General features: G+C 61.3%; 21 protein-coding genes. 6 read left to right on the top strand and 15 right to left on the bottom strand.

The features are described 5' to 3' along the window. Positions 1–19: 19 nt before the first annotated feature. From tsaE to VL202_RS06005, 8 genes are all read right to left on the bottom strand, one after another. Positions 20–1,510, bottom strand: coding sequence for a tRNA (adenosine(37)-N6)-threonylcarbamoyltransferase complex ATPase subunit type 1 TsaE (gene tsaE, locus VL202_RS06040; RefSeq protein WP_325463239.1), 1,491 nt, complete (start codon positions 1,508–1,510; stop codon positions 20–22). After that, positions 1,510–3,990 carry a sensor histidine kinase gene (locus tag VL202_RS06035; RefSeq protein WP_325463238.1) on the bottom strand — a complete coding sequence of 827 codons (2,481 nt, stop codon included), beginning with the start codon at positions 3,988–3,990 and terminating at the stop codon, positions 1,510–1,512. Before VL202_RS06035 ends, tsaE begins: the two co-directional genes overlap by 1 nt. Before the next feature lie 404 nt (positions 3,991–4,394). After that, positions 4,395–5,795: an adenosylhomocysteinase gene (gene ahcY, locus VL202_RS06030; RefSeq protein ID WP_325463237.1), complete on the bottom strand. Its 1,401-nt coding sequence runs from the start codon at positions 5,793–5,795 to the stop codon at positions 4,395–4,397. A 227-nt stretch (positions 5,796–6,022) separates the two neighbouring features. Then, positions 6,023–6,295 (bottom strand): HPr family phosphocarrier protein, encoded by a 273-nt coding sequence (locus VL202_RS06025; protein ID WP_325463236.1) that lies wholly within the window; start codon positions 6,293–6,295, stop codon positions 6,023–6,025. 13 nt (positions 6,296–6,308) lie between these two features. Next, on the bottom strand, positions 6,309–6,710 hold the full coding sequence (locus VL202_RS06020) for a PTS sugar transporter subunit IIA (protein ID WP_325463235.1): 402 nt from the start codon (positions 6,708–6,710) through the stop codon (positions 6,309–6,311). Between the two features lie 154 nt (positions 6,711–6,864). After that, positions 6,865–7,308: an HPr kinase/phosphorylase gene (locus tag VL202_RS06015; protein ID WP_325463234.1), complete on the bottom strand. Its 444-nt coding sequence runs from the start codon at positions 7,306–7,308 to the stop codon at positions 6,865–6,867. 23 nt (positions 7,309–7,331) lie between these two features. Next, entirely contained in the window at positions 7,332–9,086 is a 1,755-nt protein-coding gene (locus tag VL202_RS06010) for a sensor histidine kinase (RefSeq protein WP_325463282.1), read from the bottom strand. Positions 9,087–9,318: 232 nt separating this feature from the next. Then, positions 9,319–10,053 carry a response regulator transcription factor gene (locus VL202_RS06005; RefSeq protein ID WP_325463281.1) on the bottom strand — a complete coding sequence of 245 codons (735 nt, stop codon included), beginning with the start codon at positions 10,051–10,053 and terminating at the stop codon, positions 9,319–9,321. A gap of 338 nt (positions 10,054–10,391) precedes the next feature. Between VL202_RS06005 and VL202_RS06000 the strand changes: the two genes are divergently transcribed. The 5 genes from VL202_RS06000 to VL202_RS05980 all read left to right on the top strand — a co-directional run bounded on the left by VL202_RS06000 (position 10,392) and on the right by VL202_RS05980 (position 14,189). Then, positions 10,392–12,002: a phosphoenolpyruvate carboxykinase gene (locus VL202_RS06000; RefSeq protein ID WP_325463233.1), complete on the top strand. Its 1,611-nt coding sequence runs from the start codon at positions 10,392–10,394 to the stop codon at positions 12,000–12,002. A gap of 133 nt (positions 12,003–12,135) precedes the next feature. Beyond that, positions 12,136–12,570, top strand: a complete 435-nt coding sequence (gene arfB / locus VL202_RS05995) for an alternative ribosome rescue aminoacyl-tRNA hydrolase ArfB (RefSeq protein ID WP_325463232.1) — start codon at positions 12,136–12,138, stop codon at positions 12,568–12,570. A gap of 84 nt (positions 12,571–12,654) precedes the next feature. Then, positions 12,655–13,131 carry a peptidoglycan-binding protein LysM gene (gene lysM / locus VL202_RS05990; protein WP_325463231.1) on the top strand — a complete coding sequence of 159 codons (477 nt, stop codon included), beginning with the start codon at positions 12,655–12,657 and terminating at the stop codon, positions 13,129–13,131. Further along, the gene (locus tag VL202_RS05985) at positions 13,128–13,568 is read left to right on the top strand and encodes a hypothetical protein (protein WP_325463230.1); all 441 of its coding nucleotides are present in this window, start codon (positions 13,128–13,130) and stop codon (positions 13,566–13,568) included. The genes lysM and VL202_RS05985 overlap by 4 nt, the downstream gene beginning before the upstream one ends. Before the next feature lie 9 nt (positions 13,569–13,577). After that, positions 13,578–14,189 (top strand): alpha-ketoglutarate-dependent dioxygenase AlkB, encoded by a 612-nt coding sequence (locus VL202_RS05980; RefSeq protein ID WP_325463229.1) that lies wholly within the window; start codon positions 13,578–13,580, stop codon positions 14,187–14,189. A 55-nt stretch (positions 14,190–14,244) separates the two neighbouring features. Here VL202_RS05980 and coaA read toward each other — a convergent pair whose 3' ends face one another. Genes coaA through hisB form a run of 7 tightly spaced genes read right to left on the bottom strand, consistent with a single transcriptional unit; the run spans position 14,245 to position 18,875 of the window. After that, positions 14,245–15,240, bottom strand: a complete 996-nt coding sequence (coaA, locus tag VL202_RS05975; protein WP_325463228.1) for a type I pantothenate kinase — start codon at positions 15,238–15,240, stop codon at positions 14,245–14,247. A gap of 7 nt (positions 15,241–15,247) precedes the next feature. After that, positions 15,248–15,562 (bottom strand): phosphoribosyl-ATP diphosphatase, encoded by a 315-nt coding sequence (locus tag VL202_RS05970; protein WP_325463227.1) that lies wholly within the window; start codon positions 15,560–15,562, stop codon positions 15,248–15,250. A 19-nt stretch (positions 15,563–15,581) separates the two neighbouring features. Then, positions 15,582–16,358, bottom strand: a complete 777-nt coding sequence (hisF, locus tag VL202_RS05965) for an imidazole glycerol phosphate synthase subunit HisF (RefSeq protein WP_325463226.1) — start codon at positions 16,356–16,358, stop codon at positions 15,582–15,584. Beyond that, positions 16,355–17,098 carry a 1-(5-phosphoribosyl)-5-[(5-phosphoribosylamino)methylideneamino]imidazole-4-carboxamide isomerase gene (gene hisA, locus VL202_RS05960; protein WP_325463225.1) on the bottom strand — a complete coding sequence of 248 codons (744 nt, stop codon included), beginning with the start codon at positions 17,096–17,098 and terminating at the stop codon, positions 16,355–16,357. Before hisA ends, hisF begins: the two co-directional genes overlap by 4 nt. A 13-nt stretch (positions 17,099–17,111) precedes the next feature. Next, complete coding sequence (hisH, locus tag VL202_RS05955; protein WP_325463224.1) at positions 17,112–17,762, bottom strand: imidazole glycerol phosphate synthase subunit HisH; 651 nt, start codon at positions 17,760–17,762, stop codon at positions 17,112–17,114. Beyond that, entirely contained in the window at positions 17,762–18,238 is a 477-nt protein-coding gene (locus tag VL202_RS05950; RefSeq protein ID WP_325463223.1) for a DUF2628 domain-containing protein, read from the bottom strand. The genes hisH and VL202_RS05950 overlap by 1 nt, the downstream gene beginning before the upstream one ends. Positions 18,239–18,266: 28 nt before the next feature. Further along, positions 18,267–18,875, bottom strand: a complete 609-nt coding sequence (gene hisB, locus VL202_RS05945; protein WP_325463222.1) for an imidazoleglycerol-phosphate dehydratase HisB — start codon at positions 18,873–18,875, stop codon at positions 18,267–18,269. A gap of 223 nt (positions 18,876–19,098) precedes the next feature. Between hisB and hslV the strand changes: the two genes are divergently transcribed. Then, positions 19,099–19,623: an ATP-dependent protease subunit HslV gene (gene hslV, locus VL202_RS05940; RefSeq protein WP_325463221.1), complete on the top strand. Its 525-nt coding sequence runs from the start codon at positions 19,099–19,101 to the stop codon at positions 19,621–19,623. Positions 19,624–19,632 lie beyond the last annotated feature (9 nt).

Here is a 19,632-nt window from a genome sequence, read left to right as displayed (position 1 = left end):
TCTTGACCGGTGATTCGGTTTACAGGATTCCAGCCTTTATGCACCAATCGCGCAAGGGCGCGAGTGCTTCATGTTCGAGCGCCACCTGAAGGTAGGAAAATGTCCGCGGCATATGTTTCATGTAGAAGGGCTTGCCGTCGCGTTGCATCAGCCGCACCCAGATGCCAACGAGCTTGCAATTGCGCTGGGCCGACATGAGGTGCCAGTCGCGGCGGAACGTAACTTCGTCGAAGGCGCCAAGCGCACTTCGCTCCGAACTGTAAAGCGCCAGCATCTGACCGCAGAGATCCGGCTCGATCGTCACGCGGGCATCCTGGGTGATCGAGGCGACGTCATAGGCCGTCGGCCCGATCATCGCGTCCTGGAAATCGATGATGCCGATGCGGTCGAATCCGGACTGATCGCCACGCCAGATGATGTTGGGCGAATGGAAGTCGCGTAGCAGCAGCTTCTTTTCCGAAGTGGCGAGCAGATCGATCAGATGGTCCCAGACATCGAAATAGGCTGCGCGTTCGGCCTCCGAAGCCTTTTCGCCGCGTTTCCAGGGCAGGTACCAGTCGATCAGCAGGCTGGTCTCGATCTTCATCGCGGTGCGATCGAAATCGGGGATGTGATGCGTGACCGATGGTGAAATGGTGATGTCGCGGGTGACGGGTTGGGCGTGCAGATGGGCGAGGACACGCAGGCTTTCGAGGTAACGCTCGGCGATCGGCGCGCCTTCGGCGTCGAGAATTCCCTCGCTGCCGAGATTTTCGATCAGCAGGATGCCGGCATCGAGATCGCTTTCGTAAATCTTCGGGGCCCGAAACCCCTTGTCGCGGATGTCTTTATCCACGGCGACAAAGGGAATGACATCCTCGGCGAGATGGGCGAGCTGCTGGTAATACTTGCCGTCCTGCAGGATCGGGCCGGGCTTGAGACGGGCCGAGTCCATCAGGATCCGCATCGGCTGGCCATCAACGAGGATGCGCTCATAGGCACGCGCGGATGCGTCGCCGCTTAAGTGCCGGCGTTTTGCCATGCCCTGACCACGCTCTTGGAGAAAGACGCGGATGGAGAGGCTGCGGCGAATCCGGCTCAAGGCCTGCTCATCACCGGTGATCGACAGTTCACGGCCATCGCCGTGGTGCGTAAACGTTATGGTCAGCCTGGATTTCGGCAGCGCCGTTTCGGCATTTTCCGGCCATTCGACCAGGCAGATGCCCTGTGACAGCGCTTCATCGAACCCGAGTTCGTCGAGTTCGGAGACATCGGCCAGCCGATAGAGGTCGAAATGCGAAACCGGGATGCGCAAATCGTAGCTCTGGACCAGCGTAAAGGTCGGGCTTGGAACCTCCAGCGCTTCGTCGTCCGCCATGGCCCGGAGCAGGGCGCGTGCCAGCGTCGATTTGCCGGCACCGAGGTCGCCGGAAAGGGCAAGGCAGTCGCCAGCCTTGAGCGCCAGCGCCAAGTCCTCGCCAAGCTCGATCGTCGCCGCCTCGTCCTTCAGGAAAAGGGTGATTGCCTGCATTATTCGGCCGCTTGGAATTTCGGCAGTTCGCCTGATGGGATGCGGCAGGTGACTTCGGTGCCTTCGCCCTCGCGGCTGCGGATCGAGACCGTGCCGTGATGCAGGCTGACGAAGCTCTCGACGATCGACAGGCCAAGACCGGCGCCGCCGTGCTGCCCGTGGCTTTCGAAGCGGTTGAACACGGTATCGAGAATGTCCTGCGGAATGCCGGCGCCGTTGTCGGTGACGCTGAAGACGAAGTCGCTGCCCTCGCGGCGGCATGTCAGGCCGACCGTGCTGCCATCGGGCGCGAAATTGGCGGCGTTGGTGAGCAGCTTGATGAGAATCTGCTTCAGGCGTTGGTGATCGGCGACGAACAGGCCCAGCATATCGGGTGCATCGATCTGCAGCGTCACGGCGCTTTCCTGCAGCCGATCGGCCATCTGCAGCGAGATTTCGTCGAGGAAATCCGTGAGGTTGATCTCCGACAGGTCGAGTTCGACGATGCCGGCATCGACGGTCGCCAGATCGAGGATGTCGTTGACGATGGTCAGAAGCAGCGAGGACGAGGTCGAGATGTGATCGACATATTCGGCCTGGCGTTCGGTCAACGAACCGAAGGTCGGTGTCTTCAGAAGATCGGCAAAGCCGATGATGTTGGTCAGCGGCGAGCGCAGCTCATAGGAAACGTGCTGGACAAAATCGTTCTTCAGATGATCGGCCATCTGCAACGCGTCGTTCTTTTCCGTCAGCGCCCGCTCGACCCGCGCGCTGTCGGTGATGTTGACGAAGGTCAGCATGGTCTGGGCGTTGGGCAGCGGAATGACGGCGAAATCGAGGATGAGACCGGTGCGCAGCTCAAGGATGCCCTGGCAGGACGGCCGCTCGTCGTCGAAGCTGGTGATCAGATGCGAGAACCGCTTCCAGCCATCGGGCTGATCGTAAGAGGGCGCGCAGGCCTGCTCGATGGCGCGGATATGGGTGCCGGGCTTGGCTTCCATTTCGCTGACGCCCCAGAGCGCGCGGAAGGCGGGATTGGACAGCTTGATCCGGCCGTCCGGCCCGAACACGGCAACGCCTTCGGACAGATGGTCGATGGTTTCACCCTGAACCTGGACCAGAGTGTTGTAACGCGTTTCCAGGTCGACCTTTTCCGTCAGGTTTTCAAAGACCCAGGTGACGCCGCCTTGCGGACGGGCAGTGGCGAAGACGCGGAGCGTCTGGCCGTTCGGCAGGTGCCAGAGATCGGACTGCGTCTCGATCGCCTGATAGACGGCGAGAGCCTGATCCTTCCATTGTTTCCAGTTCAGCTGTTCCGGCAGCTTGCCGCCGGCACGCAGCCGGTCGAGGATTTCACCATTGTCGGGCTTCCGCTCGAGGAACCCCATGTCGAGGTCCCAGAGAGCCTGGAACGCCTGATTGTAGAATTGCAGGCGCTGGCTGCCGTCGAAGATCGCCACCGGGGTCGCCAGATGATCGAGTGTTTCGGCATGGCTCTTCAGCGTCCGGTTCAGCTCCTCGCGCACGGCCTCGACATCGGAGACGTTGATCGCCATGCCGGCCGAACCCGCCGTGCTCTTGGCATCGACGACATCGAAGAAGGTGCGGTTGCCGCGAACGACGGTCGAGACCTTGTCGCGATAGGGCGAATCATAGGTGCTGGCGGCGCGGATCTTTTCGCGGGCGACGGTGGCGAGCAGTTCACGGCTTTCCTTGACGGCGGCCGACGGGTTGGTCGATTCCACCGCTTCGCTATAGGCTTCGTTGACCCAGAGAATGCTTCCATCCGTGCCCCGCTGCCAGACCGGCAGGTCGATGGCGTCGAGCAGGGCGTGGAGGCTCACGAGCGATCCGTGCAGCCGGTCTCGCTCCAGTTTCACTTCAGCCAGTTCGGCACGCAGATTGTTGAGCGCCACGAAACGCACGAAGGCGCGCCCGCCGGAAACGCGGCCCTGCGCTTCGATGATCTCGCCGCGCGTGGTCTCGACCACCAGGTCAAAGCTCTGGGCGGTCAACCGCAAAAGTTCGATGGCCTTTTCGAGCTCGGACGAGGATTGCGGCTTGATCCAGCGGCCGAAGGCCAGGAAATCGCGGTCGTCCTGCGGCGCGCCAGTCTCGGCGGGCAACTGGCCAAGGAATTCCGGCTTGTCGGACAGTCCTTCCCAGACGACGATGCGGCGGTTCTTGTCGGCGATCAGCGCCTGGAAGCGGGAAATACGATGGTTTGCGTCGGCAAGCGCCGCCGTCAGTTCTCGATTGTCGGTCTCCATATTGCCGCGTTGGCGGATCAGCCAGATGGCGGAGATCATCGCGGCCGAGATGACGCCGATGAGAACGGAAAAGGTGATGACTTCGGACGAGCGGAAAAGGCTGGTGCTGGTCAGGTCCCCGACGGCCGCGACCGCTGGGCCGGCCATCGCGGCAAGCGCCGAGCTTGCCAGGAACCGTCGCAACAGGGATGGAATCCGGCCGCCGGCGCGTTTCGAAGGATCTCTTTCCATGGCGTGCTTCCCCGTTTGCACCACATATGACCGGTGCTCGGGAAACCCGAATCACGGACGATCGTATATGTATTCAACACCTTGAATCGTGCCCCGACCTTGTCAGTCAGGCACGGCGCAAGGCCATCGGTCCGGTTGCAAATCGCCATGCAGTATTAATCGAAATCCTGCGGAAGCAGGCCTCGTTCAATTCCGATTGCAGTCCGGCATGTCTTTGTCTGTATGCCGCCTTGACGACAAGACATCCCGATTCCGGACGCGTCTGTTCCGCATCTTCGTCCCGAATCATTGTCCCAAAAACATACGCCTTTGGGGAATCGTCGGGAAGGGCGAGGCGAAAAAAGAGGCCGCGGTCTTTTGTCAAGATCGCGGCCTCTATATGTTGTGGATTATCCGGGTAAGGATTAATAGCGGTAGTGTTCTGACTTGAACGGACCCTGCGGCGTCACGCCGATATAGCCGGCCTGCTCTTCGGACAGTTCCGTAAGCTTGGCGCCCAGCTTGGCGAGGTGGAGGCGCGCGACCTTTTCGTCAAGATGCTTCGGCAGGATGTGGACGCCCTTTTCGTAAGCGTCACCCTTGGTGAACAGCTCGATCTGCGCCAGGACCTGGTTGGAGAACGAGGCCGACATGACGAAGGACGGGTGGCCGGTCGCGTTGCCGAGGTTGAGCAGACGACCTTCCGACAGGAGGATCATGCGGTTGCCCTTGGGGAACTCGATGAGGTCGACCTGCGGCTTGATGTTCGTCCATTTCAGGTTCCGCAGTGCCGCGACCTGAATTTCGTTGTCGAAATGGCCGATATTGCCGACGATCGCCATGTCCTTCATCGCGCGCATGTGGTCCATGCGGATGACGTCCTTGTTGCCGGTCGTCGTGATGAAGATGTCGGCCGAAGAGACCACGTCTTCCAGCTGGACGACTTCAAAACCGTCCATGGCGGCTTGCAGGGCGCAGATCGGATCGACTTCCGTGACCTTGACGCGGGCGCCGGCGCCCGACAGCGAGGCAGCCGAGCCCTTGCCGACATCGCCATAACCGCAGACGACGGCAACCTTGCCGGCCATCATCACGTCGGTGCCGCGGCGGATGCCATCGACCAGCGATTCCTTGCAGCCATACTTGTTGTCGAACTTCGACTTGGTGACCGAATCGTTGACGTTGATGGCCGGGAAGGGCAGGAGGCCCTTGGCGTGCAATTGGTAGAGACGGTTAACGCCGGTGGTGGTTTCTTCCGTCACGCCCTTGATGGCGTCGCGCTGCTTGGTGAACCAGCCCGGCGAAGCGGCAAGGCGCTTCTTGATCTGGGCGACGAGGATTTCTTCTTCCTCGGATTCCGGCTTGGACAGGACATCCTCGCCGGCTTCGGCGCGGGCGCCGAGCAGGATGTACATGGTGGCATCGCCGCCATCATCGAGGATCATGTTGGAAACGCCGCCATCGGCCCATTGGAAGATCTGGTCGGTATAGGTCCAGTATTCCTCGAGCGTCTCGCCCTTGACGGCGAAGACCGGAACGCCAGTCGCGGCGATCGCTGCTGCGGCATGGTCCTGCGTCGAGAAGATGTTGCACGATGCCCAGCGCACCTCGGCGCCGAGCGCCACCAGCGTCTCGATGAGAACGGCCGTCTGGATGGTCATGTGGAGCGAACCGGTGATGCGCGCGCCCGTCAGTGGCTTGGCCGTGCCGAACTCTTCGCGGCAGGCGATCAGGCCCGGCATTTCCGTTTCGGCGATGGTGATTTCCTTGCGGCCAAAATCGGCAAGGCCGATATCCGCGACGTGATAGTCGTTCTTCGTGCTCATGAAAGTCTCCGGGCTGGTGCTCCATGCCGGAGGCCTGACGAGAATCAGGCCGGGCGAGGCGCACTAAAATTCTTAACCCCCGCATGGCAGCAGGAAGTTTGTTCCTCATCTATCAGGATTCATGAAAAGGAGCAACAGGACATAAAGAAGTCTTTATGTCTTTATGTCCCCAAGGCCGTGGCAGCCATGCAGGCGGATCGGAGCCTTGCTCGGTAACGATCCGGCGCCTACATTTCTTCGCCGAACTTGTCGGCAACGAGCGCGTCGAGGGCATCGAGCGCTTCCTTCGCCTGGCGGCCGCTGGCGGTTACCGCGACGGAACTGCCGGTGCTGGCGGCCAGCATCATCAGGCCCATGATCGAGGTGCCGCCGACGGTCATGCCGTCCTTGGAGACATGGATTTCGGCATCATAACCTTCGACCGTCTGGACGAACTTGGCAGAGGCGCGCGCGTGCAGGCCGCGCTTGTTGACGATCGGAAGGTCGCGGGACAGTGTCATTGCTGATGTCTCGTTATTTGCCACTGAGGACACGACTTGCGACATTAATATATTTCCGGCCCGCTTCCGACGCTTCGACGAGCGCCTTGTCCATGTCGCTTTCGCCGCGGACGCCGGCAAGCTTGATCAGCATCGGCAGGTTGACACCGGCGATCACTTCGACGGTGCCACTCTGCATCACGGAGATCGCAAGATTGGATGGCGTACCGCCGAACATGTCGGTGAGAATGATGACGCCCTTGCCCTCGTCGGCGGAAAGGACGGCTTGGAGAATATCCTGCCGCCGCTGGTCCATGTCGTCTTCCGGGCCGATGCAGACAGTCTCGATTGACTTTTGCGGACCGACGACATGCTCCAGAGCATGACGAAACTCTTCAGCCAGCTTGCCGTGTGTGACAAGCACAAGTCCGATCATGATGTCTTCGCTCCAACTGCATCTGCAAATCTCAGGATGGTCAGATATCGCAATGCAGCAATTTCGTCCACCTATGGGGCGGCCATCTTGGCAAGGAAAAGGCGAAGTGCAAGTCAAAAATCCTCATATGCCCCTTTTGGAGGCACGATTCTCCTTAAAAACGGGCATTCAGAGGCAAAAGCCGCCGCAAATTGTCGAAGGAATTCATGCCCTCTACGAGGGGCAGTCGCAGCAGAGGCAAAAAATCGCCGGAAGGCAGCTCAAACCTCTCGTTTTCGGGGGGAAGACGCGGTTCGAAGGGCGATTTGACCGGCAAAATGGCAAAATCCATCACCGCAACCGGGATCGTGTCGACCGGTACGATGCCGGCCCCGCGAATTTCGGCCAAGCCGGCAATGGAGGCCGGGCGGCGTGCGACGACCTGCCTCTGCATCATGGAAACGAGGACCTGGTCATCGGCGACCAGCGCCGCAAACAGCCCTTCGGCTTTCGCAGCCGATAGGCAGGAAAGCGCCGCCGACGTCTTGCCGGTGCCCGATGGGCCGATGAACAGAAAGCCTTTCGTGCCCAGTACCACGGCGGTGGCGTGAACGTTCATCGTTTGATTCGAGACTTGGCCCGTCACGAATTGCTCTCGATCGGCAGCGACAGGATGAAGCGGGCGCCGGTGATATGGCCGCTTGCATCCATCATGTTCTCGGCTTTCAGCGAACCGCCATGGGCTTCGGCGATCTGGCGGGAAATGGAGAGGCCGAGACCGGAATTCTGGCCGAAATCCTCGCCCTCCGGACGATCGGTGTAGAAGCGCTCGAAAATCCGGTCGATATCCTCGGCCTGGATACCCGGGCCGTTATCCTCGACATAGATGATGCAGCGGCTCCTGGTGCGGGTCAGCCGCAAGACGATGCGGCCGTCTTTCTCCGGAACGAAGGAGCGGGCGTTTTCGATGAGGTTGGTGATGATCTGGCCGACGCGCAGCTCGTAGCCGCCGACATCGAACCGGGCCTTCGGATTGTCCTTGCGCTCGACGAGGAAGCTGAGCTGCACGGCCTTCTTGCCGCTGCGGATCTGCCGGGAAATTTCGACGAGATCACCGAGCAGTTTTTCCAGATCGACGGCCTTGGCGTCGCTGCGCGCCAGTTCTGCATCGAGGCGCGAGGCGTCGGAAATATCGCTGATCAGCCGGTCGAGGCGGCGCACGTCGTGCTGGATCACATCCATCAGCCGCTTCTTGGAATCGTCTGTGCGGGCAAGCGGCAGCGTCTCGACGGCGCTGCGCAGCGAGGTCAGCGGGTTCTTCAGCTCATGACTGACATCGGCGGCAAAATTCTCGATCGCGGCGATCCGGTCATAGAGCGCGGTGGTCATTTCGCGAAGCGCGATGGAAAGGTTGCCGATTTCGTCCTGGCGGGAGGAGAAATCCGGGATTTCCTCGCGCTCCTTGGCGCCACCACGCCGCACGCGAACGGCGGCAGCGGCCAGGCGACGCAACGGATTGGCGATCGTGCTCGACAGGAGCAACGACAGGATGACGTTGACGAGGGCCGCGACGCCGAAGACGCGGATGATTGCCAGCCGCTCGGCATGGACGATCTTGTCGATATCGCCGGCCTGCGTCGATAGCAGCAGCACGCCGAGCACGGCGCGGAAACGCTGGACAGGCACGGCGACGGAGACGATCAGCTCGCCCTTTTCGGTGACGCGCACGACCGCACCGCGAACCCCGGTCAGCGCATTCATCACTTCCGGATAGATCGACCCGTTGCCGCCCGGCGGCTCCTTGTAGAGCGGCAGGTTGCCTGGTTGCAGGATGCGGTTGAACCAGCTGTTCATCCGCTCCGAGAAGGTGACGGGCTCCGGCTCGATCGGCGGCAGGTCAAAACGAAGGACCTGGCCGCCGGTATAGAGGTGGCGGGAATCGAGCAGCAGGTCGGCATCGGCGTCGAACAGGCGGGCGCGGGTACGGGTCGGCGAGATCAGCCGTCGCAGCACCGGCGCGACACGCTCCTGGGTGATCGGGAATTCGAGATCCTCATCGCTGGGGATCGGCGTGATGCTCTGGCCGGCCTGCAGTTCCAGCAGTTTTTCAGGATCGATGGTGATGGAGTTGGTATCGACGGAGGCGGAGGCCGCAATCGCGCCGGCGATGATCTCGCCCTGGGTCAGAAGGCTTTCGACGCGGGCGTCGATCAGCCCCTCGCGGAACTGGTTGAGATACATGATGCCGCCGACGAGAACGACGAGCGCGACGAGGTTGAAGAACAGGATTCGGCGGGTGAGGCTGGAAAAGACGGCATTGCCGAACAGCCGGCGGATCAGCGTAAACGGATGCGCCCAGGTCCGGCCGGACTTGGCCTTTCCGTCGCTGTCATCCATATCGATGTTTCGCAAGACTTCGACCAAGCCTCAATCTCCGCTTTCGCGGCTCCCGCATGTCATGACGGCATCCGCTGCATGTGGCCCGAATGGCGCCGGAAGGTCCGATCGCGCGGTTCGCGACCGGTTCGGCGCGGAGCCCTACCATACAGCGCCGCGACAGGCCATGCCAGTCCGCGCCCCAGTCCGCGTTCGGGGCGGCCGGCGCTCCAAAAAAATCAGTTGCCGACGGTCAGGTCGATTCGCGGAAGCGGTAGCCGACGCCGTAGAGCGTTTCGATCATGTCGAAGTCGTTGTCGACCATCTTGAACTTTTTGCGCAGCCGCTTGATGTGGCTGTCGATGGTGCGATCGTCGACATAAACCTGCTCGTCATAGGCGGCGTCCATTAGCGAATCGCGGCTCTTCACCACGCCCGGGCGCTGCGCCAGCGAATGCAGGATGAGGAATTCAGTGACCGTCAGCGTCACCGGTTCGTTCTTCCAGGTGCAGGTGTGGCGTTCCTGGTCCATGGAAAGCTGGCCGCGTTCCAGCGAGCGGGCCTGTATATCGGCGGCCGTTTTTGCAGCACCACCACCGGAGGAGGCCGCAGCGGCGGCCTCGCGGTTGGCCGAACGGCGCAGAATCGCCTTGACACGCTCAACCAGCAGTCGTTGCGAGAACGGTTTGGTGATGAAGTCGTCGGCGCCCATCTTCAGACCGAAGAGTTCGTCAATCTCCTCGTCCTTGGAGGTGAGGAAGATCACCGGGATATCGGATTTCTGGCGCAGGCGGCGCAGCAGTTCCATGCCGTCCATGCGCGGCATCTTGATATCGAAGACGGCAAGCTGCGGCGGGCGGGCCAGCAGGCCGTCCAGCGCCGATGCACCGTCTGTATAAGTCTCGACCTTGTAGCCTTCCGCCTCCAGCGCAATCGACACCGAGGTCAGGATATTCCGGTCGTCATCGACAAGTGCAATCGTCTGCATCGTGTATGGCTCCACCATTTTGCGCCTCCGAGGTGAGCCCTGCTGCCAGGGTTCAAGCTGCGGTATCACGCGTTTCTTGAGTATAAAGGTGGAACAAATTGTGGCGAAGTAAAATTCAAAAACGGGAGAATGCCTGGGATCGGCGTTGACCAATCGAAAACACACACCTCAAAAACGTCTGTTTAAACCGATTAAAAAAGCGATATTTTCTTTTAAATCGATTAATATACTGAAATCATTATATTTTTTACGACAGCAATCTTGTCTTTTTGCAGCCGTTCTTTTATGGTCGCTAACATTCAACGCCTTTCGGTAAATCAATGGAGGATCGCCGGATCATGCAGGAACTTGGTATTCACAACCCGTCGCTTGGGCTGGAATCGATCGGTTTCACCAACCTGGACATGGTTCGGTATAACTTCGGCACCTCGGAACTCTATGAGGAAATCCTGCGCCGCGGCGAGGCGCAGCTAACCGCCCACGGTGCCGTTCGCGCCTTGACCGGCCAGCACACCGGCCGTTCGCCGAAGGACAAATACGTCGTTCGCGATGAAAGCACGGCGGACAAGATCTGGTGGGACAATAACAATGCCATGTCCCCCGAGCACTTCGATATCCTGCACAAGGACATGCTCGACCATGCCGAAGGCAAGTCGCTTTACGCGCAGGATCTCATCGGCGGCGCCGACAAGGCCAACGCTCTTCCGACCCGCGTCATCACGGAATTCGCCTGGCATTCGCTGTTCATCCGCAATCTTCTGATCCGTCCGGACCGCGCCACGCTCGCCGCCTTCGTGCCGAAACTGACGATCATCGACCTGCCGGATTTCAAGGGCGATCCCTCGCGTCACGGTTGCCGTACCGAAACGGTCATTGCCTGCAACTTCACCAAGGGCATCATCCTGATCGGCGGCACGTCCTATGCCGGCGAGATGAAGAAGGCCGTGTTCACGATGCTGAACTACCTGCTGCCGGCCAGGCGCGTCATGCCGATGCACTGCTCGGCCAATGTCGGCCCGAATGGTGACGCCGCGGTTTTCTTCGGTCTTTCGGGCACCGGCAAGACGACACTCTCGGCCGATCCGAAGCGCACGCTGATCGGCGACGACGAGCATGGCTGGGGTGAGGACGGCATTTTCAACTTCGAAGGCGGCTGCTACGCCAAGACCATCCGTCTGTCGGCCGAGGCCGAGCCGGAAATCTTCGACACAACCCGCCGCTTCGGCACCGTGCTGGAAAACGTCATCCTCGATGAAAACCGTGTTCCGGATTTTAACAATGGCTCGTTGACCGAAAACACCCGCTGCGCCTATCCGCTGGACTTCATCCCGAATGCCAGCGCTTCGGGAACGGCCGGCCATCCCGGCACGATCATCATGCTGACGGCCGATGCCTTCGGCGTCATGCCGCCGATCGCCCGTCTGACGCCGGACCAGGCCATGTACCATTTTCTCTCGGGCTACACCGCCAAGGTGGCCGGCACGGAAAAGGGCGTGACCGAACCGGAAGCGACCTTCTCGACCTGCTTCGGCGCGCCGTTCATGCCGCGTCACCCGTCGGAATACGGCAATCTGCTGAAAGCACTGATCGCCGAGCACGGCGTCAATTGCTGGCTGGTCAACACCGGCTGGACCGGTGGCGCCTATGGAACGGGCAAGCGCATGCCGATCAAGGCGACGCGGGCACTGCTCGCAGCAGCCCTCGACGGTTCACTGGCCTCGGCCGATTTCCGCGCCGACAGCAATTTCGGCTTCGCGGTCCCGGTTGCCGTGCCCGGTGTCGATTCGAGCATCCTCGATCCGCGCTCGACCTGGGCCGATGGCGCCGCCTATGACGCGCAGGCGCGCAAGCTGGTGGACATGTTCGTCGCCAACTTCGCCAAGTTCGAAGATCATGTCGACGGCGGGGTGCTTGATGCGGCCCCCGGCGTCAAGCTGGCCGCCGAATAAGCCGCCAGCATTGATCGCAGGCTATGATTCACGTGAAACCCGGCGCGAAAGTGCCGGGTTTTTCCGTTTGCAGGGCGCAGTGCGTTTCCAAGCGGGCCATCCTGTGAGATAGAGCGGGTGAAGGAACAACGGAATGGCCAGCGAACCGCTCTACATCAACGATCGTATCGTCATCGCCGGCTGGGAACTGACGGAGCAATTCGTTCTGGCCGGCGGACCGGGCGGCCAGAACGTCAACAAGGTCTCGACCGCCGTCCAGCTCTTCTACGGCATCCAGGCGTCGCCTGCCTTGCCGGAGCGGGTGCGCGACAATGCCATCAAGCTGGCCGGCCGCAAGGTTTCCAAGGATGGCGTGCTGATGATCGAGGCGAGCCGGTTTCGCAGCCAGGAACGCAATCGGGAAGATGCGCGCGAACGGCTCAAGGAACTGATTCTGAAAGCCGCCGAACCGCCGCCACCGCCGCGCCGCAAGACAAAGCCGACCAAGGGCTCGATCGAACGGCGGCTGAAGGAAAAGACCGGCCGGGGCGAGGTCAAGAAGATGCGTGGGCGCCCGCAAGGCGACTGAAACGGTCAATTTTCCCGCAGGCCTTGTTTTTTGCCTGTCACCGCACTCTGTTACGTCGGATCAAACATCAAAGGGAGAAGTGCCATGGGTCTGTTCAGCTTTATCAAGAATGCCGGCAAGAAGCTTGGCATCGGCGGGGACGATGACGCGCCGGATGCCGAATCCGTCAAGAAGGAACTGTCGTCCCACGATCTTGGCACCGACAAGGTCGATGTTGCCGTCGAAGGCGACAAGATCGTGCTGAGCGGCACGGTGAAGGACCAGTCGGCTTTCGAAAAGGCGGTTGTCGCGGTCGGCAATACGCTCGGCATCTCGCAGGTCGAGGCATCCGAGTTGAAGGTGGCGGAAACGCCGGCGGCGGCGCCCGTGGCGGCCAAGGCGCCGGTCTTCTATACCGTGAAGAAAGGCGACAATCTCTGGAAGATCGCCGAAGCCCAGTACGGCAAGGGCAAGGGCGCGAAAAACACCGTGATCTTCGAAGCAAACAAGCCGATGCTGTCCCATCCCGACAAGATCTATCCCGGTCAGGTCCTGCGCATTCCGGATCTGGGCCAGGCATGATCATGAAAATTGCCGGCGCGGTCCTGTCGATTTTTATTGCTATGACGGTCATGAGCGGGCCTGCGCTGGCCCTGACGTTCCGCGAGCCCGCCAAGGGCTCGGCGGAACGCGCAGCGCTGATGGATACCCTGCGTCCTGCTGTTGAAGCGGAAATGCGCGGTCCTGTCGAGTTCGTCGTCACCACGATCCGGGTCACGCCGAACTGGGCCTTTGTGCAGGTCGAGCCGCAACGGCCGGGCGGCGGCGTGATCGATCCCGAGGAAACCGGATTTGCCGGCGAATCCGACATGATGGACGGGTTGACGATCTATGGCCTGATGGGGTTTCAGGCCGGCCGCTGGAACATGATCGATCACATGGTCGGCCCGACGGATGTCGGTTATGCCCTCTGGCAGCAGCGCTACGGCGTGCCGGCTGCGCTGCTCGGTCTGGAATAGGCGCATTCGATGCAGGTGCTGCCCAGGGGCATCCGCCATCTTCCAGGCTTCCTCGACCGCGAAAAGCAGGAAGCTCTGGTCGAGAGCATCCGTGCCGTCGTTGCTGATGCTCCACTCTTCGTGCCGGTCATGCCGCGCACAGGCAAACCGATGTCGGTGCGCATGACCAATTGCGGCCCGCTCGGATGGGTGACGGACAAGGATCGAGGCTATCGCTATCAGCCCCGGCATCCCGTGACGGGCAGGCCTTGGCCGGTCATCCCGGAAATGCTTCTCGATCTCTGGCGGACGGTGTCAGGCAGTTCCAGGGAACCCGAAGCCTGTCTCGTCAATTTCTACACCGACGATGCCCGCATGGGCCTGCACCAGGACCGCGACGAACAGGATCTGGAGGCACCGGTCGTTTCGATTTCGCTCGGCGACACCTGCCTGTTTCGCGTCGGCGGACGCGAGCGCACGGACCGGACCTTGTCCTTCAAGCTGTCAAGCGGCGATATCGTCGTGCTCGGCGGCGAGGGACGGTTGGCGTTTCATGGCGTCGACAAGATTTATCCGAATACGTCGATGCTGTTGAAGAATGGCGGTCGGATCAACCTGACGCTCCGGCGGGTGACGGTTTGATGATTGTCGGCCAATTTCGGTCTCCACAAACGCTGACCGTTTGAATCATCATTCCTCACAGCTTCCGCAGCGCGACCGTCTCGGTCAGATGGTTGGGACCCTTTTGCAGGATCAGGTCGGCGCGCGGCCTTGTCGGCAGGATGTTCTGGCGCAGGTTCTTCAGGTTGATGTTGCGCCAGAGCCCTTCGGCGATCGAAAGCGCCTCTTCCTCGTTCACTTCGGCATAGCGCTTGAAGAACGAATCCGGGTTGCGGAACGCGGTCTGGCGCAGGCGCATGAAACGATTGACGTACCAGGTGTGGATCAGGCTTTCCTCGGCGTCGATATAGATCGAGAAATCGAAGAAATCCGAGACCATCGGCACGATCTTGCCGTCCGCCGGCAGGTTGCGCGACTGCAGCACGTTGATGCCCTCGAAGATGAGGATGTCCGGGCGGTCGATGATCTGGAACTGGTCCGGCAGCACATCGTAGGTCAGGTGCGAATAGGTCGGCGCCTTGACGTTCGGCTGCCCGGCCTTGATGGCCGAGAGGAAGCGCAGGAGTGCGCCGATGTCGTAGCTTTCCGGAAAACCCTTGCGGTCCATCATGTTTTCGCGCAGCAGCGTCGCGTTCGGATAGAGAAAACCGTCCGTCGTCACCAGGTCGACTTTCGGGCTTGATGGCCAGCGCGACAGCAGTTCGGCGAGAATACGGGCGGTGGTCGACTTGCCGACGGCGACGGACCCTGCAATGCCGATCACGAACGGGGTTTTCGCTTCGCCAGACCTGCTGAGGAAGCGCTGCCGCTGGGCAAACAGCATCTGCGAGGATTCGACATGGGCCGACAGCAGTCGCGACAGGGAAAGGTAGATGCGTCGGACCTCGCTGAGATCGATCGGGTCGTTCAGCGAGCGCAGGCGCTGAACTTCGTCTGATGTCAGCGTCAGCGGTGTATCCGCCCGGAACCGGGACCATTCCTCCGCCGAGAAGAAGCTGTAGGGTGAATAGTCCCTATTGTCGAAATGATCCGGAATGTCGGCTTGCCCGATGTCTTTTGCCGCGATGGTCATGGAATGTCTACCGGCTTGCCTTTTCCTGGAGGCCCGTCTGGCGGGTCCGCCGCTCGAGTTCGTTCATCACATCCTGCAATGGAATATCAGCAATTTTCAATACGACCATCAGGTGATAGAGCAGATCGGCGCTTTCGGCCACCAGGCCGGCGCGATCGTTGGAAATCGCCGCGATCACGGTCTCGACCGCTTCCTCGCCCAGCTTCTTCGCCGCCTTGCCCTGTCCGTGGGATACGAGTTTTGCCGTCCAGGATTCCTCCGGCGATGCCTTGGCCCGCGCCGCGACGATCGCCTCAAGACTGGAAAGGGTGAAGTCGCTCATCTGTTTCATGTCCTTGCGCTCAGTCGAGCCGCATGGCGACGCCATGCTCTGCCATATAGCGCTTGGTCTCGCCGATGCTATAGGTGCCGAAATGGAAGATCGAGGCGGCGAGCACCGCCGTCGCGTGACCGTCGCGAATGCCCTCGACCATGTGATCGAGCGTACCGACGCCGCCCGACGCGATCACCGGAACGGAAACGCGGTCGGCGATCGTGCGGGTCAGCGCGATATCATAGCCGGTCTTCGAGCCGTCGCGGTCCATCGAGGTGAGCAGCAGTTCGCCGGCGCCGAGCTTGACCATCTTTTCCGCGAAGCTGACAGCGTCGATGCCGGTGGCATTGCGGCCGCCATGGGTGAAGATTTCCCAGCGGTCTTCCTCGCCCGGCTTCGAGACTTTCTTGCTGTCGATCGAGACGACGATGCACTGGTTGCCGAACTTGTCTGCGGCTTGCGCCACGAAATCCGGATTGCTGACCGCCGCCGAGTTGATGGATACCTTGTCGGCGCCGGCCAGAAGCAGCCTGCGGATATCGGCGACCGAGCGCACGCCGCCACCGACCGTCAGCGGCATGAAGCAATGGTCGGCCGTGCGGGCGACGACGTCGAAGATCGTATCGCGATTGTCGGAGGAGGCGGTGATGTCGAGGAAGCACAGTTCGTCGGCACCGGCTGCATCATAGGCCTTGGCCGATTCGACGGGATCGCCGGCGTCGATCAGGTCGACGAAGCTGACGCCCTTGACGACGCGGCCGTCCTTGACGTCGAGACAGGGGATAACGCGGGCCTTGAGGGTCATGCTGCATTTCCTTGTCTGCCGCGAATGAGCGCCAGCGCTTCGGCCGGGTCGATACGCCCGTCATAGAGCGCGCGCCCGGAAATGGCGCCTTCGAGCTTGGCCGCATCCGGCCGGATCATGCGGCGGATATCGTCGATCGAGGCGAGGCCACCCGACGCGATGACGGGGATGGAAACGGCGTCGGCCAGTTCCAGCGTCGAATCCCAGTTGATGCCGGTGAGGATTCCGTCCCGATCGATATCGGTATAGATGATCGCCGAGACGCCTGCGCCTTCGAATTTGCGGGCAAGCTCGATGACGCCGAGTTCAGAGGCTTCCGCCCACCCCTCGACCGCCACCTTGCCGCCCTTGGCGTCGATGCCGACGGCGACCTTGCCCGGGAATGTGCGGCAGGCTTCGATCACCAGCGCCGGATCGCGCACCGCGACCGTACCCAGAATCACGCGCGCCAGCCCTCGGCTGAGCCAGTTCTCGATATGGTCGAGCGTGCGGATGCCGCCGCCGAGCTGCACCGGGTTCCTGGTGGATTTGAGGATGGCGTCGACGGCCGCGCCATTGACGGTTTCGCCGGCAAAGGCGCCGTTGAGGTCAACGACATGCAGCCATTCGAAGCCCTGGTCCTCGAACGCTTTCGCCTGCGCGCCGGGGTCGGGATTGTAGACGGTCGCCTGGTCCATGTCGCCGAGCTTGAGGCGAACGCACTGGCCGTCCTTGAGGTCGATGGCGGGAAAAAGGATCATGGCGTTTTCCAGTTCAGGGCTTCCAGCGCAGAAAATTCGAAATGAGGGCAAGGCCGAGCGTCTGGCTCTTTTCCGGATGGAATTGCGCCCCGGCCTTGTTGCCGTTGGCGACGAAGGCGGTGACCGCGCCGCCATAGGAGGTGGTGGCGATCAGGTCATCCGGATTTTCGACGGCGAGGTGATAGGAATGGACGAAATAGGCGTGCAGGCCGTCGGCGCCGGTCCTGATGCCGTCAAACAGCGGATGTGCCTTCTTCAGGTCCAGCGTGTTCCAGCCGATCTGCGGGATCTTCAAGCCGGGATCGGAGGGCACCATCTCGACGACATCGCCCTTGATCCAGCCGAAGCCGTTCGTCGTCGTCTTTTCGAGACCCCGCGACGACATCAGCTGCATGCCGACGCAGATGCCGAGAAAGGGCCGTCCGGCCGTCTCGACGGCGTCCGTCAGGGCCGCTTTCATGCCGTCGATGGCGTCGAGGCCGCGGCGGCAGTCGGCATAGGCGCCAACGCCGGGCAGCACGATGCGGTCGGCGCTTGCAACGCGGTCCGGTCTGTCCGTCAGGTCGATCTCCGCGTCGATGCCGGCTTCGCGCGCCGCGCGCTCGAAGGCCTTGGTCGCCGAGCGCAGGTTGCCCGACCCGTAATCGATGATCGCAACGCGCATCAACGTTCCCCATAATTCTCGAAAAGCCCGAAAGCCGCGCGGCCATCGGTGGATTGCGTGGCGGCGGCCGGCAGCGCCGGTGCCAGCCAGCTGGTGGTCGCTGGTGCCGTCGCGGCGGTCTGATGGTCGTAGATCATTTCCGCCGCCGTCAGGTCGTCGGCCGTGATGACCGCCTGCAATGTCCAGCCGTGCGCTTCCAGTCGGCGGACGATAAAGGCCGGGCCTTCGAGCGCGACGAGCATGCGCAGCGCCAGCTCGATCAAAAGACCAGCCAGCATTGCGCTCGGATCCCGTGTGAGAAAGGTCACCAGGCCCTGGAAAACGGCCACGCCGATGCCGGCGACCCACTGGCGCTTGAACAGCAGCCAGATGGCCGGGAAGACAAAGGCGAGCCATGAAAACTTGTCGGCGATGAACCGGGCACCGTCGTCGTCTTTCGGTGCGCCGGGAGGTGTCAGAACCAGATAGGAGGCCATGTCAGCCAACCTTTCAAACAAGTCCGGGTCAGACCAGCGTGCCCTTTGTCGAGGGAACGCGGCCTGCCTGGCGCGGGTCGATCTCTGTCGCGCTGCGCAATGCGCGGGCAACGGCCTTGAAGCAGGTCTCGGCGATATGATGGTTGTTGGCGCCATAGATGTTCTGGATATGGAGCGTGATGCCGGCATGCTGCGCCAGCGCCTGGAAGAATTCCCGCACCAGTTCGGTATCGAACGTGCCGATCTTCGGCGCCGAGAAGGTAGCGTTCCAGACGAGGAAGGGACGCCCGGACACATCCACGGCCGCCTTGGTCATCGTTTCGTCCATGGCAAGATCGATCGAGGCATAGCGGGTAATGCCACGACGGTCACCGAGTGCCTTGGACAGCGCCTGGCCGATGACAATGCCGACATCTTCCACCGTGTGGTGGTCGTCGACATGCAGGTCGCCGTCGGCATGGATGTCCATGTCGATCAGCGAATGGCGCGAAAGATGGTCGAGCATATGGTCGAAGAAGCCCACGCCGGTCGAAATTTTCGACACGCCGGTTCCGTCGATATTGACGGATACGGTCACCGAGGTTTCGTTCGTCTTTCGCGAAACGCTGCCGGTGCGGCTCATCTGCTGGTCGGCCATCAGGTTCTCCGGAATGAAACAGAGCCGCTCCATATCAGGCGGTGGCCGAAATATCCAGAAGTGCCGCCACGATTCTGTCATGCACGAAATACAGGCCTGACTGGCGCGCTGAAGGTGCTCGACACAGCCTATTTGCAATCGCCAGAAGCGCACTTACATAGACTTCAACGGAGCCGGTGTTCGGCGCCTCGAAACGGCCCGGCATCCGGGCAGGCAGGGTTTCATGACAACAATTATTACCGTCCGGAAGGGCGAAAAGGTGGTGATGGCCGGTGATGGCCAGGTGAGTCTCGGGCAGACCGTGATGAAGGGCAATGCCCGCAAGGTCCGCCGTCTCGGCAAGGGCGAGGTGATCGCCGGTTTCGCCGGTTCGACCGCCGATGCCTTCACGCTGATGGAGCGGCTCGAAGCCAAGCTTGAGCAGTATCCCGATCAGCTGATGCGCGCGGCCGTCGAGCTTGCCAAGGACTGGCGCACCAACAAGTATCTGCGCAATCTCGAAGCGATGATGCTGGTCGCCGACAAATCCATCACCCTTGCCATCACCGGCAATGGCGACGTGCTCGAGCCCGAACACGGCACAATTGCCATCGGCTCCGGCGGCAACTACGCCTTTGCGGCCGCGCGTGCGTTGATGGACACGGACAAATCAGCCGAAGAGATTGCCCGCCGGGCGATGGAAATCGCCAGCGATATCTGTGTCTATACCAACGGCAATGTGGTGGTCGAAACGCTCGATGCAGCGTAATTGCGAAGC

It is taken from the genome of Pararhizobium sp. (genome assembly GCF_035497515.1).
Taxonomy (GTDB): domain Bacteria; phylum Pseudomonadota; class Alphaproteobacteria; order Rhizobiales; family Rhizobiaceae; genus Pararhizobium.
The sequence above is the reverse complement of the archived record's forward strand: the minus strand, read 5'-3'. Positions and strand labels throughout refer to the sequence as shown.

Excerpts from the sequence above, each read along its gene's own strand:
- tsaE (WP_325463239.1), bottom strand. The coding sequence starts at position 1,510 with ATGCAGGCAATCACCCTTTTCCTGAAGGACGAGGCGGCGACGATCGAG.
- VL202_RS06035 (WP_325463238.1), bottom strand. The coding sequence starts at position 3,990 with ATGGAAAGAGATCCTTCGAAACGCGCCGGCGGCCGGATTCCATCCCTG.
- ahcY (WP_325463237.1), bottom strand. The coding sequence starts at position 5,795 with ATGAGCACGAAGAACGACTATCACGTCGCGGATATCGGCCTTGCCGAT.
- VL202_RS06025 (WP_325463236.1), bottom strand. The coding sequence starts at position 6,295 with ATGACACTGTCCCGCGACCTTCCGATCGTCAACAAGCGCGGCCTGCAC.
- VL202_RS06020 (WP_325463235.1), bottom strand. The coding sequence starts at position 6,710 with ATGATCGGACTTGTGCTTGTCACACACGGCAAGCTGGCTGAAGAGTTT.
- VL202_RS06015 (WP_325463234.1), bottom strand. The coding sequence starts at position 7,308 with ATGAACGTTCACGCCACCGCCGTGGTACTGGGCACGAAAGGCTTTCTG.
- VL202_RS06010 (WP_325463282.1), bottom strand. The coding sequence starts at position 9,086 with ATGGATGACAGCGACGGAAAGGCCAAGTCCGGCCGGACCTGGGCGCAT.
- VL202_RS06005 (WP_325463281.1), bottom strand. The coding sequence starts at position 10,053 with ATGCAGACGATTGCACTTGTCGATGACGACCGGAATATCCTGACCTCG.
- VL202_RS06000 (WP_325463233.1), top strand. The coding sequence starts at position 10,392 with ATGCAGGAACTTGGTATTCACAACCCGTCGCTTGGGCTGGAATCGATC.
- arfB (WP_325463232.1), top strand. The coding sequence starts at position 12,136 with ATGGCCAGCGAACCGCTCTACATCAACGATCGTATCGTCATCGCCGGC.
- lysM (WP_325463231.1), top strand. The coding sequence starts at position 12,655 with ATGGGTCTGTTCAGCTTTATCAAGAATGCCGGCAAGAAGCTTGGCATC.
- VL202_RS05985 (WP_325463230.1), top strand. The coding sequence starts at position 13,128 with ATGATCATGAAAATTGCCGGCGCGGTCCTGTCGATTTTTATTGCTATG.
- VL202_RS05980 (WP_325463229.1), top strand. The coding sequence starts at position 13,578 with ATGCAGGTGCTGCCCAGGGGCATCCGCCATCTTCCAGGCTTCCTCGAC.
- coaA (WP_325463228.1), bottom strand. The coding sequence starts at position 15,240 with ATGACCATCGCGGCAAAAGACATCGGGCAAGCCGACATTCCGGATCAT.
- VL202_RS05970 (WP_325463227.1), bottom strand. The coding sequence starts at position 15,562 with ATGAGCGACTTCACCCTTTCCAGTCTTGAGGCGATCGTCGCGGCGCGG.
- hisF (WP_325463226.1), bottom strand. The coding sequence starts at position 16,358 with ATGACCCTCAAGGCCCGCGTTATCCCCTGTCTCGACGTCAAGGACGGC.
- hisA (WP_325463225.1), bottom strand. The coding sequence starts at position 17,098 with ATGATCCTTTTTCCCGCCATCGACCTCAAGGACGGCCAGTGCGTTCGC.
- hisH (WP_325463224.1), bottom strand. The coding sequence starts at position 17,762 with ATGCGCGTTGCGATCATCGATTACGGGTCGGGCAACCTGCGCTCGGCG.
- VL202_RS05950 (WP_325463223.1), bottom strand. The coding sequence starts at position 18,238 with ATGGCCTCCTATCTGGTTCTGACACCTCCCGGCGCACCGAAAGACGAC.
- hisB (WP_325463222.1), bottom strand. The coding sequence starts at position 18,875 with ATGGCCGACCAGCAGATGAGCCGCACCGGCAGCGTTTCGCGAAAGACG.
- hslV (WP_325463221.1), top strand. The coding sequence starts at position 19,099 with ATGACAACAATTATTACCGTCCGGAAGGGCGAAAAGGTGGTGATGGCC.